Origin of the sequence: Streptomyces melanosporofaciens (assembly GCF_900105695.1) — a bacterium.
In the GTDB taxonomy this organism is placed as follows: domain Bacteria; phylum Actinomycetota; class Actinomycetes; order Streptomycetales; family Streptomycetaceae; genus Streptomyces; species Streptomyces antimycoticus.
Genome location: NZ_FNST01000002.1, coordinates 2821350 through 2838049 on the forward strand (window position 1 = coordinate 2821350; position 16700 = coordinate 2838049).

General features: G+C 73.5%; 3 protein-coding genes. 1 reads left to right on the forward strand and 2 read right to left on the reverse strand.

From position 1 onward, the window contains the following. Nucleotides 1-5: 5 nt before the first annotated feature. Nucleotides 6-14342 carry a non-ribosomal peptide synthetase gene (locus BLV72_RS14595; protein WP_208905629.1) on the reverse strand — a complete coding sequence of 4779 codons (14337 nt, stop codon included), beginning with the start codon at nucleotides 14340-14342 and terminating at the stop codon, nucleotides 6-8. A 367-nt stretch (nucleotides 14343-14709) separates the two neighbouring features. Between BLV72_RS14595 and BLV72_RS14600 the strand changes: the two genes are divergently transcribed. Further along, nucleotides 14710-15333 (forward strand): hypothetical protein, encoded by a 624-nt coding sequence (locus BLV72_RS14600; protein ID WP_093462725.1) that lies wholly within the window; start codon nucleotides 14710-14712, stop codon nucleotides 15331-15333. A gap of 98 nt (nucleotides 15334-15431) precedes the next feature. On the opposite strand, the gene BLV72_RS14605 is transcribed toward BLV72_RS14600, so the two are convergent. After that, nucleotides 15432-16697, reverse strand: coding sequence for a cytochrome P450 (locus BLV72_RS14605; protein ID WP_093462727.1), 1266 nt, complete (start codon nucleotides 16695-16697; stop codon nucleotides 15432-15434). Nucleotides 16698-16700: the final 3 nt, after the last annotated feature.

The following is a 16700-nucleotide window of genomic DNA, read 5'->3' on the forward strand; positions in this document are numbered from 1 at the left end:
ACGCTTCACCACTCGTCCTCCAGCAACTCGATCTCCTCCTGCTCCAGATTCGACAGGGCGAGGTCCGAGGGGGTGTGGCCGCCCGCGCCGGGTCCGGCCGCATGGAGCGCCATCCCCTCCAGGGCGCGCAGCCACGCCTCGCCGACCTCCCGTACCTCCGCCTCGGACAGCACGTCCTGGGCGTAGGTCCACGTCACCATGAGCTCCGGGCCGCCGGGGCGGTCGATGGTGACGGCGTTCAGCTCCAGTCCGTACGGGGTGAGCGGACCGTCGCCGAGGTCGAGCCCGAGCGCCTCCGAGGCCGGGAGCCAGTCGCCCCCGGGCCCGTCGTGGAACTCGACCCGGCCCAGATAGTTGAAGCCGATCCGCGGCACGGCCGACCCGGCCAGCTCCGCGGCCGTCTCCCGGTCCAGATGGCGCAGCAGTCCGTAGCCGATCCCGGTGCCGGGCACCGCGCGCAGCTGTTCCTTGATCCGCTTGACCACCCGCCCGGTGGCCGGGCCGCCCGACCACAGGTCGCCCCACTGCACCTGGCCGGGGTCCAGCCGCACCGGGTGGAGGCTGGTGAACCAGCCCACCGTGCGGGACAGATCCACGCCCCCGACACTCTCGTCCCGTCCGTGCCCCTCCACGGCGACCAGCACCGAGGTGGCCGTCGAGCCCAGCCGGCGGCGCCGGTCGGCGATCGCCAGCGCCAGCGCGCTCAGCAGCACGTCGTCCACACCGCAGTGGAACACCGACGGCACCTGGTCGAGCAGCGGCGCGGTCCGTGCGGCCGGCAGCGTCATGGTGACGCGGGCGACCGGTCCGGCCGGGTCGCGCCCGGGGCCCGGGGTGACCCCGCCCGACGAGGTGTCCGGGGCGCCGAGCTGGACGTCCGGGGCGGACAGGATCTCCGTCCACAGCGGCAGTTCCGCCCGCCGTTCCGGCCTGCGCACCTCGGCCGCCAGCCGTTCGCTCCACCGGCGCACCGAGGTGCCCACCGGGGTGAGCTCCGGCTCCCGTCCGGCGGCGAGGGCCGTCGCGATGTCGGCGAGGTCCCGCAGCAGGATCCGCCAGGACACCCCGTCGACCACCAGGTGGTGGGCGACGAGCAGCAGCCGTCCCGGCTGTCCGGGACCGGCGTCGAACCACACCGCGCGCACCATCTCGCCGTCCCGGGGCGCCAGTTCCGCACGGGCCTCGGTGAGGGCGCGGTCGAGCAGCGGGGCGAGGTCCCCGGCCGCGGCTTCGGCGATGCCGACCCGGCGGACGCGTTCCGCACAGGACACCGACCCGGCCGGTGGCACGCTCAGCCGCCAGCCGCCCTCGCCGTCCTCGCCCAGCCGGGCGCGCAGCACATCGTGCCGGTCGTGCAGCGCCTGGAGCGCGGTGGTGAGCGTCGGCAGGTCCAGGCCCGCCGGGGTCCGGACGAGCATCGGCTGGCTGAAGGAGTCGATCGCACCACCGCGCTCACGCAGCCAGTGCATGATCGGCGTGGGGGCGAACTCGCCGACGGGGTTGTCCGGTTCACGGGAGACCGCGTCGTCGAGCACCTCGGCCACCGCGGCGAGCCCGGCCACCGTCTTGTGCTCGAAGACGTCGTTGACGGCGAGGACCAGACCCGCCGCGCGGGCGCGGGCGATGAGCTGCATCGACACGATGCTGTCGCCGCCCAGTTCGAAGAAGCTGTCGTCGATGCCGACCGAGGACAGCCGGAGCACCTCGGCGAAGACCGCGCACAGCGCCTCCTCGACCGGGTTCCGCGGGGGCCGCGAATCGGCCGCCGCGCCGAAGCTCGGCGCGGGCAGCGCCTTGCGGTCCAGCTTTCCGTTCGGGGTGAGCGGCAGCCGGTCCAGGACCACGAACGCGGACGGGATCATGTACTCCGGCAGCGACTCGCCGAGCTTCGTGCGCAGCAGCCCGGGATCCAGCTCCTCACCCGGGGTCCGCGGCACCACATAGGCGACCAGCCGCGCGGCCTCGCCCTGGTCGGCGCGGGCGAGCGCCACGGCCTGGCCGACCGCCTCATGGGCGGTCAGCACCGTCTCGATCTCCCCGAGCTCGATCCGGAAACCGCGCACCTTCACCTGGTGGTCGGCCCGGCCCGAGAACTCCAGCCGGCCGTCGGCGGTCCGGCGGACGATGTCGCCCGTGCGGTACATGCGCTCGCCGGGGCCGCCGAACGGGCAGGCCACGAACCGTTCCGCGGTCAGCGCGGGCCGGTTGTGGTAGCCCCGCACGACGCCCGCGCCGGCGATGTACAGCTCGCCCGGCACCCCGGGGGCGACCGGCCGCAGCCGGTCGTCCAGCACATAGACCTGGGTGTTGGCGATCGGAGTGCCGATCGAGGGCACGCCGTGGCCGTCCGTCAGGTCCGCGGCCGTCGACCAGATGGTGGTCTCGGTCGGCCCGTAGAGGTTGGTCAGCCCGGCGGCGGACGTACGCAGCCGCGCGGCCAACGCCTCCGGCAGCGCCTCACCGCCGACCAGCACCCGCAGCCCGCGTACGCCCTCCGGCGACGCGGTGACCATGGCCTGCCACAGCGACGGTGTCGCCTGGACGATGCCGGCCCCGGTCTCCTCGGCCATCCGCAGCAGCGCGGCCGGGTCGCGCACGGTGTCCCGGTCGGCGATCACCACGCCCGCGCCGCACAGCAGCGGCAGATAGAGCTCCAGCGCCGCGATGTCGAACGACACGGTGGTGACCGCGAGCAGCCGGTCGCTGGGACCGAGGCCGAACCGCTCGGCCATGTCGTCCAGGAAGTTGCTCAGCGCGCCGTGCGGGACGACCACGCCCTTGGGGCGGCCGGTCGAACCGGAGGTGTAGATGACATACGCCGGGTGGTCCGGCGAGCACACCACACCGGGCGCGGCCGTGGGCGCCGCCGCCAGCTCGGCGACGGTGGCCGGATCGTCCAGCACCAGAGCCGGTACGCCACCGCCCGCCGCATCACCGGTGGCGGCCGCCTCCCCGTCGCCGTCCCCGCCGCCCGCCGTGAGCAGCGGCGCGGTGCCGGAGGTGACCAGTGCCAGCGCGGGGCGGGCGTCCTGGAGGGTGTAGCCGATCCGGTCCTTCGGGTGGTCCGGGTCCAGCGGCAGATAGGCCGCCCCGGTCTTGAGCACGGCCAGCAGGGCGACGAGCAGGTCCGCGGAGCGCGGCATCGCCACGGCCACCAGACGCTCGGGGCCCACACCGCGGGCGGTCAGCAGCGTGGCGAGCCGGTTCGCCCGCTCGTCCAGCTGGGCGTAGGTCAGCTCGACACCGCCGGAGACCACCGCGACGGCCGACGGCGTACGGGCGGCCCGCGCCTCGTACAGCTCATGGACCCGGCGTGCGGGCAGCGGCCGCGCGGTGTCGTTCCACTCGACCAGCACCCGCTCGCGCTCGGCCGCCGAGAGCACATCGACCTCGCTGATCCGCAGCCCCGGGTCACCGGTGACCGCCTCCAGCACCTGGACCAGCCGCCGGACCAGCGTCTCCACGCTGTCCTCGTCGAACAGATCGGTGTTGTACTCGCAGACGCCGGACAGCGCGCCCGGCCGCTCCGGCCGCTCACCGAAGGCGAAGCTCAGATCGACCTTGGCGACGCCCAGGTCGACCAGCTCGGGCCGCAGGGCCAGCTCACCCAGCGCGGTCTCGGCGGCCGGCATGTTCTGGACCATCAGCATGACCTGGAACAGCGGATGCCGGGCCAGGGACCGCTCCGGGTCGACCACCTCCACCAGCCGCTCGAACGGCAGGTCCTGGTGGGCGTAGGCGTCCAGCGCGGTGCGCCGCACCCGGTCCAGCAGCCGGTCGAACGTCGGGTCGCCCGAGGTGTCGGTGCGCAGCACCAGCGTGTTCAGGAAGACGCCGATCAGGTCCTCCAGGGCCTGGTCGGAGCGCCCGGCGATGGGGCTGCCGACCGGGATGTCCTCTCCGGCGCCCAGTTTGGTCAGCAGCAGGGCCAGCGCCGACTGCAGCACCATGAAGGTGCTGACCCCGCGGGCCCGGGCCAGCGCGGTGAGCCGGTCGTGCAGCCCGGGTTCGATCGCGAAGTCCAGGGTGCGGCCGCGGTGCCCGGCCACGGCCGGCCGGGGCCGGTCGGTGGGCAGGGTCAGCTCGTCCGGCAGCCCGGCGAGCGCCTGGCGCCAGTACGCGAGCTGACGGGAGGCCAGGCTCTGCGGGTCGTCCTCGTCGCCGAGGTGGTCGCGCTGCCAGAGGGTGTAGTCGGCGTAGCTCAGCGGCAGCGGCGCCCAGGCCGGGGCCCGGCCGTCGCAGCGGGCGGCGTAGGCGGCCGACAGGTCGCGCACCAGCGGCGCCGTGGACCAGCCGTCGGTGGCGATGTGATGGATCACCACGGCCAGGACGTACTCGTTCTCGCCGAGCGCGAACAAGGTGGTGCGCAGCGGGAGCTGGACGGTCAGGTCGAAACCCCGGGCGACGGTCGCCCGGAGCAGCTCCGGCAGCGCGGCCTCGGCCGTCTCCACCACGGTCAGCGGCACGCGCACCGCGTCCGGGTCCCACACCTGCTGCCGGGGCGAGCCGTCGGTCTCGGGGAAGACCGTGCGCAGGCTCTCGTGCCGGCCGATCAGGTCGGACAGCGCCAGCTCCAGCGCGGCCCGGTCCAGCGCCCCGGACAGCCGGAGCACCACCGGCACGTTGTAGGTGGCGCTCGGCCCCTCCATCCGGCCCAGGAACCACAGCCTGCGCTGGGCGGACGAGAGCGGGAGCACCTCGGGCCGCTCGCGGGCGGTCAGCGGCAGCCGCGCGGCCGCCTCCCCGTCCAGGGCCCTCGCCAGCGCCGCCACGGTCGGGGCCTCGAAGAGCGTGCGGACGGACAGCTCGACGGCCAGCACCGAACGGATCCGGTTGACGATCCTTGCCGCCAGCAGCGAATGGCCGCCCAGGTCGAAGAAGTTGTCGTCCACGCCGACCGCGGGCACGCCGAGCACATCGGCGAACAGCCCGCAGAGGATCTCCTCGCGGGGTGTGCCCGCCGCGCGGCCCGCCGACGCCGGCGCGTACTCCGGGGCGGGCAGCGCCTTGCGGTCGAGCTTGCCGCTGGCGTTCAAGGGCAGCGCTTCCAGCTCCACGAACGCGGACGGCAGCATGTAGTCGGGCAGCGACGCGGCGAGCGTGTCGCGCAGCGGGCCCGGTTCCGGTGCCTCATCCGGGTCCTGCGGCACCACATAGGCGACCAGCCGGCGTTCGCCGCTCCGGTCGTCCCGGGCGACCACCGCGCAGTCGGCCACGCCCCGGCAGGCGGAGAGCACGGCGGCGATCTCCCCCGTCTCGATCCGGAAGCCCCGGATCTTCACCTGGTCATCCGCCCGGCCCAGATACTCCAGCAGACCCTCCGCGGTCCAGCGGGCCAGATCGCCGGTCCGGTACATGCGCGCACCATCACCGGCGAACGGATCGGCCACGAACCGCGACGCGCTCAGCCCCGGCCGCTTCAGATACCCCTGCGCCACGCCGCCACCGGCCACGTACATCTCCCCCGCCACTCCTGGGGGCACCGGGCGCAGCGCACCGTCCAGTACATAGATCCGCAGGTCCGGAAGGCCCCGGCCGATGAGCGAGCCCGCGCCCGAGGCCGCCAGCTCCGCGTCCAGCGGCAGATGGCTGACGTGGACCGTGGTCTCGGTGATGCCGTACATGTTCACCAGCAGCGGCGCACAGGCGGCGCCCGCACCGTGCCGTTCGTACCAATCCGTCAACCGTCCCAGGTCCAGCGCCTCGCCGCCGAAGACCACATGGCGCAGCGCCAGCCGATCGCCGGTCCCCGGATCCTCCCGGTCGGCGTGGACGAGCTGGTAGAAGGCCGATGGCGTCTGGTTGAGGAAGGTCACCCGCTCGTCCGCCAGCAGCCGCAGAAAACGCTCCGGCGCACGGGACACGTCGAACGGCACCACCACGAGCCGGCCACCGTGCAGCAGCGGCCCCCACAGCTCCCACACCGAGAAGTCGAACGCGTAGGAGTGGAACAGCGTCCACACATCGTCCGGGCCGAACGCGAACCACTGCCGCGTGTGCTCGAAGAGCCGCACCACATTGCCGTGCGAGACCACCACGCCCTTGGGACGCCCCGTCGAACCCGAGGTGTAGATCACGTACGCGGGCGCTCCCGGCACGAGCGGCGCGATCCGGTCGGCGTCCGTCAGGTCCGTGCCCGGCAGCCCGGCGAGCCGCCCCGCGACCGCCTCATCGCCCAGCACCACCCGCGCCACGCCCTTTGGCAGCGGCACCTCGACCCGGGTGTCCGTCACCACGAGCGCCAGGTCCACGTCCGAGACCGTGTAGGCGATACGGTCCGCCGGATAGGAGGGGTCGATCGGCACGTACGCGGCCCCCGACTTCACCACCGCCAGCAGCGCCACCACCAGATCCACCGACCGCGGCAGCACCAGACCCACGAACCGGCCCGGCCCCGCGCCCTTCTCGACCAGCAACCGCGCCAGCGCGTTGGCCCGCTCGTTCAGCTCCCGGTAGGTCAGCGCGTCCCCGCCCAGGGACACCGCCCGCGCACCGGGATACTCCCGCACCCGCGCCTCGAACAGCTCCGGAAGGGTGGCCGCGACCTCACCGGCCGCGTCCCCGTTCCACTCCACCAGCACCCGCCGGCGCTCCGCCTCGGAGAGCAGGTCGATCTCCGTGACGCGGACGGCCGGGTTGGCCGCCACCGTCTCCAGGAGGCGTACGAACCGGTCGGCCAGCGTCTGCGCGCCGGCCCGGTCGTACAGGTCGGTGTTGTAGACCAGCGTGCCGGTCATCCCGGCCGGGGTGCCGCCCGCGTCGAAGGTCTCGCCGATGGCGAAGTCGAGGTCGAACTTGGCCGTGCGGTTGTTGGCGGGGTGCAGCCGGGTGTCCAGACCGGGGAAGCGCAGCTTCAGCTCGGGGATGTTCTCGAAGGTGAGCATCGTCTGGAACAGCGGGTGCCGGGAGAGCGACCGGTCCGGGCTCAGGGTCTCCACCAGCAGGTCGAACGGCACCTCCTGGTGGGCGTAGGCGGCCAGGTCCGCTTCCCGGACCCGCTCCACCAGCTGCCGGAAGGTCGGATCGCCCGACACGTCGTTGCGCAGCACCAGCGTGTTGACGAAGAAGCCGATGCCGTCCACCAGGGACTCGTCGTTGCGGCCCGCGATGGCCGTGCCGATCGGGATGTCCTCGCCCGCGCCCAGCCGGGACAGCAGCCCGGCCAGGGCCGCCTGCACCACCATGAAGAGGCTGGCGCCGCTGGAGCGGGCGATGTCGGTCAGCGCGGTATGCAGCTCGGGGCTCAGGGACAGCGGCAGCCGGTCGCCGTCGTTGCCCAGCACCGCCGGGCGGGGCCGGTCGGTGGGCAGCTCCAGCTGCTCGGGCAGACCGGCCAGGGTCCGCTTCCAGTAGTCGAGCTGACGGCCGAGCAGGCTGTCCGGGTCGTCCTCGGCGCCCAGCAGCTCGGCCTGCCACAGCGTGTAGTCCGCGTACTGCACCGGCAGCGGCCGCCAGGTGGGGGCGGATCCGGTGCGCCGCGCGGTGTAGGCGGCGACCAGGTCGTCCACCAGCGGGCCGAAGGACCAGCCGTCGGCGACGATGTGGTGCACCACGATCAGGAAGACGTGCTCGGTGGGGCTCAGCACCAGCAGGTCCGCGCGGATCGGCAGTTCGGCGCCGAGGTCGAAACCGCGCCGCGCCACCTTCGACAGCGCCTCGTCCAGCCGCTCCTCGGCCACTTCGGAGACCTGGATCTCGGCCCGGGCCTCGTCGGCGTCCAGCACCACCTGGGAGGGCACGCCGTCGCGGTCGGGGAAGAGGGTGCGCAGGCTCTCGTGCCGGGCGATGACGTCGTGCAGCGCGGCGTAGAGCGCGCCGCGGTCCAGCCGTCCGGTGAAGCGCAGCGACACACCCAGGTTGTAGGTGCCGTCCGCGTGGTCCATCTGGTTGATGAACCACAGTCCGCGCTGCGGGTACGCCAGCGGCACCGCCTCGGGGCGCTCCCGGGCCGTCAGCGGGGTGCGCGCCCCGGTGGCCCGGTCGACCAGCCGGGCCATCTCGGCGACGGTCGGCGCGTCGAACAGGTCGCGCACCGCCACATCGACGCCCAGGACGGCCTGGATGCGCAGCACCAGCCGGGTGGCGAGCAGGGAGTGCCCGCCCAGGGAGAAGAAGTTGTCGTCCACCGACACCGAGGCCAGTTCGAGGATCTCGGCGAAGAGTCCGCACAGCACCTGCTCCTGCGGGGTCCGCGGCGGCCTGCCCGCCCCCTCGCCGGTGAGCTCCGGCTCCGGCAGCGCCGCGCGGTCGAGCTTGCCGTTCGGGGTGAGCGGAAGGGTGTCCAGCGCCAGTACGGCGGAGGGCACCAGGTAGTCGGGCAGCTCCTCGGCGAGCTGGTCGCGCAGCGCGGTCGCATCGAGGCGGTGGCCCGGGGCGGGCACCGCGTAGGCGACCAGCCGCTTGTCCCCGGGGCGGTCCTCGCGCACGATCACGGCAGCGGAGGCGACACCGGGCCGACGGGCGACCGCGGCCTCGACCTCACCGGGTTCGATCCTGAAGCCCCGGATCTTCACCTGATCGTCGGCGCGGCCGGCGAACTCCAGCACCCCCTCGCCGGTCCAGCGGGCGAGGTCGCCCACCCGGTACATCCGGCTCCCCGCCGGACCGTACGGATCGGCGACGAACCGCTCCGCGCTGAGCGCGGGCGCGCGCCAGTAGCCGCGCGCCAGTCCCTCGCCGGCGATGTACAGCTCGCCGACCACGCCCGGCGGCACCCGGCGCAACTGGCCGTCCAGGACCTGGGCCCGGGTGTTGTCCAGCGGGGCACCGATCGGTACGACGTCGGGCACCCGGTCGGCGGAGGTCACCCGGTGGAAGGTGGCGAAGGAGGTGGTCTCGGTCGGGCCGTAGGTGTCCTTGAACACCATGCCGGGGAAGCGCTCGAGCAGGGCACGCACCGCCGTACCGGGCACGACGTCGCCGCCGGCCAGCAGCTCCCGCACACCGGTCAGGCAGTCCAGGTCGTTCTCGGCCACGACGCGGAACAGCCCGGCGGTCAGGTGCAGTCCGGTGATGCCGTGCTCGGCGATCATCCGGCGCAGGGTGCGGACGTCCATGTCCTGCGGCGGGGCGATGACCACCGTGCCGCCGGTGAGCAGCGGCACCCACAGCTCGTAGTTGGCGGCGTCGAAGGCGTGCGGCGCGTGCAGCAGCACCCGGCGGTGGGCGTCGGCGGCGAAACAGCCGTCCAGGGCGAACGCCAGCAGATCGCGGTGGGTGACCGCGACGCCCTTGGGGCGGCCCGTCGAGCCGGAGGTGAACATCACATACGCGAGCCGCTCGGGGTGGACGGCCACCGCGGGGGGCTGGTCCGGCTGCCCGGCGAGGTCATCGAGGTCGCCGTCGACCACGACGGTGGTGGCCCGGTGGCCGAACTCCAGCTCCGGCTGGGCCCGGTCGACGAGCAGCACCGACGGTTCGGTCCGCTCCATCACCTGCTCCCAGCGGCTCTGCGGGGCGCGCGAGTCCAGCGGCACATACGCGGCACCGGCCTTGAGCACGGCGAGCAGGGAGACGACGAGCTCCACCGAGCGCTGCTGGAGCACGGCCACCCGCGCCTCCGGGCCGGCGCCCGCGGCGAGCAGCCGGTGCGCGAGCCGGTTGGCGCGCGTCTCCAGCTCCCGGTAGCTGATCTCGGTGCCGTCGGCGGCGATGAGCGCGGTCGCGTCCGGGGCGGCGGCCACCCGCTCGGCGAACCGGGCGGGCACCGAGCCGGTGAGCGCGGGCACCTCGCGGACCGGGCCGGCCCACTCCACGGCCAGTCGGCGGGTCTCCTCGGGCGCCAGGACGTCGATCTCGGCGATGCTCGTCCCGGGCCGCGCGACGGCCGACTCCAGCACCTTCAGGAACCGCCGCACCATCCGGCCGACGGTCTCGGCGTCGTACAGATCGGTGGCGTACAGCACCTGCCCGCCGATCCCGGCGGGCGCTCCCGCCTCGTCCCGGCGCTCTTGGAAGTCGAATTGCAGGTCGAACTTGGCGATGGTGAGGTCACCCGGGGTCACCGAGGCGGTCAGACCGGGCAGGTCCAGCGTGCGGTCCGGGTGGTCCTGCATGCTCAGCAGGATCTGGAACAGCGGGTGCCGGGACCGCGAGCGGTCCGGGTTGAGCACCTCGACCAGCCGCTCGAACGGCACGTCCTGATGCGCGTAGGCCGCCAGGTCGGCCCGGCGGACCCGGTCGACGAGGTCGGTGAACGTCGGCCGCCCGGAGGTGTCGGTGCGCAGCACCAGCGTGTTGACGAAGAACCCGACCATGTCGTCCAGGGCCTCGTCGGTCCGTCCGGCGATCGGGCTGCCGACCGGGATGTCGTCGCCCGCGCCGAGCTTGGACAGCAGCACGGCCAGCGCCGCCTGGAGCACCATGAACACGCTGGCGCCGCCCGCGTGGGCGACGGCGAGCAGCTCACGGTGGAGTTCGGGGCCGATCTCGCAGTCCAGTACGGCGCCGCGGTGGCTCGCCACGGCGGGCCGCGGCCGGTCGGTGGGCAGGGCCAGCTCCTCGGGGAGACCGGCCAGCGCGCTCTTCCAGTACGCCAGCTGACGGGCCAGCGGGCTGGTCTCGTCGGAGTCCTCGCCCAGCAGCGACCGCTGCCACAGGGTGTAGTCGGCGTAGGTGACCGGCAGCGGCTCCCAGCCGGGGGCCCGGCCGTCGCAGCGGGCGGTGTAGGCGGCCGACAGATCGCGCACCAGCGGCGCCAGGGACCAGCCGTCCCCGGCGATGTGGTGGACGACGACGGACAGCACATGCTCGCCGCCGCCGAGGTGGAACAGCTCGGCGCGCAGCGGCAGTTCGCCGGCGAGCCGGAAGCTGTGGCTCGCGGCGGCCGCGAGGGCGGCGGGCAGGTCCGCGGCGGTGACCTCGGACGCGTACGGCAGCGGCGGCAGCTCGTCGGCGGCCACCAGGTGCTGCCGGGGCTCACCCGCCGTGTCGGGGAAGACGGTGCGCAGGCTCTCGTGCCGCAGCAGCACATCGCGCAGCGCCGCCCGCAGCGCCGCGACGTCCAGATCGCCGGACATCCGCAGCAGGAAGGGGATGTTGTACGTGGGGTTGGGTCCGTCGAGCCGGTCGAGGAACCACAGCCGGGCCTGGGCGAACGACAGCGGCATCGGGTCGGGCCGGTCCACCGGGACCAGCGCGGTCCGCGCGGCCCTCGCGGTGTCCAGCAGCTCGGCGAGCGCGGCCACGGTGGGCCGGTCGAACACCTCGTGCACGGCGAGTTCCACGCCGAGCACGGAGCGGGCCCGGCCGGCGAGCCGGGTGGCGGCCAGCGAATGGCCGCCGAGGGCGAAGAAGTTGTCGTCCACGCCGACCCGGGGCACGCCGAGCACCTCGGCGAACAGCCCGGCGAGCACCTGCTCGCCCGGGGTGCGGGCGTCGCGTCCGGCCGCCCCGCCGGCCACCTCGGGCTCCGGCAGCGCCCGTGCGTCGAGCTTGCCGCTGGGGGTCAGGGGCAGCGCGGGCAGGGTGACGAACGCGGCGGGCAGCATGTAGTCCGGTAGCGACTCGCCGAGCTTCTTGCGCAGCAGTCCGGAATCCAGCGCCTCGCCGGGGGCCTGCGGCACCACATACGCCACCAGCCGCCGCTCACCGCCCCGGTCGTCCCGGGCGACCACGGCGCAGTCGGCGACGCCCTGGCAGGCCGACAGCGCGGCCGCTATCTCACCGGTCTCGATCCTGAATCCGCGGATCTTCACCTGGTCGTCGGCGCGGCCCAGGTACTCCAGCAGCCCGTCGGCGTTCCAGCGCGCCAGGTCACCGGTGCGGTACATCCGGCTGCCGTCGCCCGCGAACGGGTCGGCCACGAACCGGGAGGCGCTCAGGCCGGGCCGCTTCAGATAGCCCTGCGCGACACCGGCGCCCGCCACATACATCTCCCCGGCCACGCCCGGGGGCGCCGGGCGCAGCGCGCCGTCCAGCACCCGCACCCGCAGATCGGGGATGCCCCGGCCGATCAGCGAACCGGCGCCCGAGGCGGCGAGTTCGGCGTCCAGGGCGAGATAGCTGACGTGCACCGTGGTCTCGGTGATGCCGTACATGTTGACCAGCAGCGGTGCGCAGGGGGCGCCCGCGCCGTGCCGTTCGTACCAGTCGGCCAGCCGCCCCAGGTCCAGCGCCTCGCCGCCGAAGACCACATGGCGCAGTGCCAGCCGGTCGCCGGTCGCAGGGTCCTCCCGGTCGGCGTGGACAAGCTGGTAGAACGCCGACGGGGTCTGGTTGAGGAAGGTCACCCGCTCGTCCGCCAGCAGCCGCAGGAAGCGCTCCGGCGACCGCGACACCTCGAACGGGACCACCACGAGCCGCCCGCCGTGCAGCAGCGGCCCCCACAGCTCCCATACCGAGAAGTCGAAGGCGTAGGAGTGGAACAGGGTCCACACCTCGTCGGCGCCGAAGGAGAACCACCTGCGGGTGGCGGCGAACAGCCGGACCACGTTCCGGTGGGAGACCACGACGCCCTTGGGGCGCCCGGTGGAACCGGAGGTGTAGATGACGTACGCGGGGGCCACCGGCAGCAGGGGCGAGGGCCGGTCGGCGTCGGTCAGATCGGTGCCGGGCAGGGCGGCGAGCCGGGCCCGCGCCTCCTCGTCGCCCAGCACCACCCGCTCCACGCCCTCCGGGAGCGCCACCTCGACCCGCCTGTCCGTGATCAGCAGGGTCAGGTCCACGTCGGAGATGGTGTACGCGATGCGGTCCGCCGGATACGCGGGGTCGATGGGCACATAGGCGGCGCCCGACTTCACCACCGCCAGCAGCGCCACCACCAGGTCGATCGAGCGGGGCAGCACCAGGCCCACGAACCGGCCGGGCCCCGCGCCCCGCTCGGCCAGCAGCCGGGCCAGCGCGTTCGCCCGCGTGTTCAGCTCGGCGTAGGTCAGCGTGTCCGCGCCGAGGGACACCGCCCCCGCCTCGGGGCACTCCCGCACCCGCGCCTCGAACAGCTCGGCGAGGGTGGCAGTGGCGGCCCCGTCGCTGTCCGGCCGGGCGGCCAGGGCGGCGGTGGCTGCCTGGGCCTCGGCGCCGTCGAAGTCCGCCAGCACCTGCCGGCGCTCGGCCTCGGTGGCGATGTCCAGCGCTCCGAGCGCCCGGTCCGGCGCACCGGCGCCCAGGGCGCGCATCAGTCCGGTCAGCCGCTCGCCGTGGCGCTCCACCTCGGCGGCGGAGTACAGCTCGGGGCTGGCGTTGAGCTCCACCCGCAGCCCGCCGTCGCCCGCCCGGTTGTCGACGACGACGGTCAGATCGTCGTCGTGGCCGATGGTCAGGTTGTGCACCACGCCCGGGTGGCCGCCGAAGTCCAGGTCGTAGTCGAACATGATGATGTTGACGCGCGGGCCGACCAGGCGCCTGCCGTCGGCCAGCGCGCCGACGTCGCGGCGCAGCTCCTCGTAGCGGTAGCGCTGGTGGCGCAGGGCGCCGCGCATCCGCCGGGAGACCTGGCCCAGCAGTTCGGCGACGGTGTCCCCGGGCCGTACGGACAGCCGCAGCGGCACGAGGTTGGACACCATGCCGGGCACGTTGGCGGCGTCGCCGCCGGGGCGGGCCGCGACCGGGAGGGCGAGGACGACATCGGTGCGGCCGGTGATCCGGTGCAGATACAGCGCCTGGGCGGCGACGGCCACCGTCGGCCAGGCCGTACCGGCCTCGCGGGCCAGCGACCGGATCGACTCGACGGCGGCGGGCTCCAGCGTGGACACGACCCGCAGCAGCGGGCCGTCCGGATAGCGGGTGGGCTGTGCGGTCAGGCCATGCGCCTCGGGGCGGTCGGCCAACTGCTCGGCCCAGTAGCGCCGGTCGCCGGCGATCTCCTCGGACTCGCCGTACGCGGCGTCGGCCTCGATGAGCTCGCGCAGACCACCGTGGCCGGACTCCGGGCACCGCTCCCCCGCCGACGCGGCCGAGTACACGGCGGCGACCCGACGGGCGACCATGCCCACGCTCAGACCGTCCAGCGCGATGTGGTGATGGCGCTGGTACCAGACGTAACGGTCCTCGGCGAGCCGGAACAGCGCGAAGGTGAACAGCGGTCCGGCGGAGAGGTCCACCGGACGCCTCTGGTCGGCCGACGTCCAGTCGCGCACGGCGGCTTCGGGATCGTCCGCTCCGGCCACGTCCACGAGGTGGAACGGCCAGTCGAGTGCGGGCGCCACCACCTGGTAGGGGCCGTCGGCGTCCTCGCCGAAGGACACCCGCAGGGCCTCGGTCTCGTCCACCACCCGCCGCAGGGCGGCCTCGAACAGCCCGGTGTCGACGGGGCCCTGGATGTCCACCCGCTCCGCCAGGCCGAAGAGCGGATTGGCCAAGTCGCCCTGGACGGCGTACCAGATTCCCCGCTGGCCGTCGGTCAAGCGGAATCGAACACCCTGCGGGAGAGACATGCACTCACTCCACATTCGATGGGAGAAAGGAGACGGTCGGCTGAACAGCCTTCACGCTTCGCAGCCTCTCCGACGCCCGTGAGGTGCGACAACGACAGTGCAAAGAATTGAGTACGCCCGGTGCCGGACCCCGCGCGGGCGGCCCGGGCACCCCTCCTGCGTGCGGTGCAGACCGCCTCCCCCACACGGCTGAGCCGGGCCCTTCCTGCGGTGGATGTGCGGGGCATCGAACCGCTGCGATCTTTGAAGAGCCACAGGCAGGCACCGCCGGCCGGGTCGGCGGACGCACCCGATCCTCCGCACACCGACCCGGCATCCGGACGAGGAGGATTCGCCCATGACCGCCCGCACCATCCTGACGAAGATGCACGGCCGGGTGGCCGCGGGCGTGCCCCGCTGGGCCGTGCGCACCGCCTACGCCATCACCCTGGTCACGCTGCCCTCCTGCATCTGGCGGATCGCGGGCGTCAACCTGGGTGCGCCGCTGCTGGAGCACAACTCGTCGGCCTCGGGCTCCTCGGACACCCCGGACATGTTCGGCGGCGGCTGGTGGTACGTCATCGGGCTCAGCGTCTTCAGCGAGGCGCTGGCGTTCCTCTCCTTCGGGCTGGTCACCCGGTGGGGCGAGGTGTGGCCGAACTGGATGCCCGGTCTGCGCGGGCGCCGGGTGCCGACCCTGGCGGCCGTCATCCCGGCCGGCCTCGGTTCGGTGGCGCTGCTGATCTTCCCCTACGCGCTGGTCATGATCGCCCTCGATATGAAGATCGACGGAGAGCCCCTCGGGCTGGCCATCCACGGCTGGCAGTCCGTGGCCTTCTGGATCGCGTACGCGCCGCTGGTCGCCTGGGGACCGCTGCTCGGCGTCCTGACGGTGCACTACTACCGGCGCCGGCGCGCCGCCCGGCCCGCGGCCGTCGAGTCCCAGGAGGCCGGGGCCCGCCCTGACGGGCTGACGGTCTGACGGACGGGCTGACGGTCTGACGGGCCCGGCGAGCACACGACCGCCCGGCGTCCCCTCGTGGGGGCGCCGGGCGGTCGTTCGTCCGGGTCCGGGGCCGGTCAGTCGTCGGCGGTGGCCAGCCCCGCCTCGTCCGGCCGGAACCGGACCGGCAGGGTCGACATCCCGGCCATCAGATTGGAGTGGATCCGGCGCGGCTCACCGGTGAGCTCGATACCGTCGCTGAAGGTCCGCATCGCGTCCAGCATCTCCTTCACCTCCACCCGCGCCAGATAGGCGCCGAGGCAGAAGTGCGGACCGTAGCCGAAGGTGATGTGCTTGTTCGGCGAACGGCCGAGGTCCAGAACGTACGGGTCGTCGAAGACCGACTCGTCGCGGTTGGCCGAGGTGTTCCACAGCGTCACCACGTCCCCCGCCTTGATGGTCCCCCCGGCCATCTCGATGTCGACCAGCGCGGTACGGCCGAAGTTCATCGCGGGGGTGGCCCAGCGCAAGGCCTCCTCGGTGGCCGACTCCAGCGTCACCGAGCCCTCCTTGAGCCGCTTCCACTGCTCCGGCTCACGGCTGAGGGTGTAGAGGGAGTCGATCATCGTGAGCCGGCTGGTCTCATCGCCGCCCAGGATGAGGCTGTAGCAGTTGAAGACGATGTCCTGATCGGTCAGCGGCACCCCGTCGATCTCACTGGCGGTGAGCGTGCTGATCACGTCGTCCTGCGGATCGGCGCGCCGCTCGGCGACCAGGTCGCTGAAGTACAGCAGGATCTCGTTGCGCGCCAGGAACGCCTCCTCCGGGGCCTGGTCCGCCTCGTCCGAGCTGAGCGAGGACTTGGTCAGACCCAGCAGATACGAGTGGTCCTTCACCGGCACCCCGAGCAGACCGCCCACGGTGGTCAGCGGAATCACCGAGGCCACCTCGGCCGCGAAGTCCCCCTCCCCCCGCCGGATCGCCTCGGCGATCATCCGGCGGGCGTTGACCCGGACCAGCGCCGCGACCTTGGACAGGGCTCGCGGCGAGAACGCCTTGAGCATCACGTTGCGCAGGTCCTTGTGGCGCCGGCCGTCGGTCACCGCCAGCATCTGGCCGGCGGCCGAGTCGCCGCCCGCCAGCAGCGTCACCAGGACGTTGCCCTTCTCCGAAGTGAGCCGCTGGTTGTCCCGGTAGAGCGCCATCACATCGGCGTAGCGGCTGACCACCCAGAAGCCGGGCTTGCCGTCGACCGGCGGATGCCAGTACAGCGGGTGGTCGGCGCGCAGCCGGCGCCAGTACGCGTCCATGTCGTGCTCGAGGTAGGTCCGGGTATCGACCAGGTTGATGGCCGAGATCTCCTCCGGTATCTCGTCGCGGCTCGTCGCTGTCTGCACGCTCATCTC

Coding starts and splice junctions, on each gene's coding strand:
- BLV72_RS14600 (WP_093462725.1), top strand. CDS start 14,710: ATGACCGCCCGCACCATCCTGACGAAGATGCACGGCCGGGTGGCCGCG.
- BLV72_RS14605 (WP_093462727.1), bottom strand. CDS start 16,697: ATGAGCGTGCAGACAGCGACGAGCCGCGACGAGATACCGGAGGAGATC.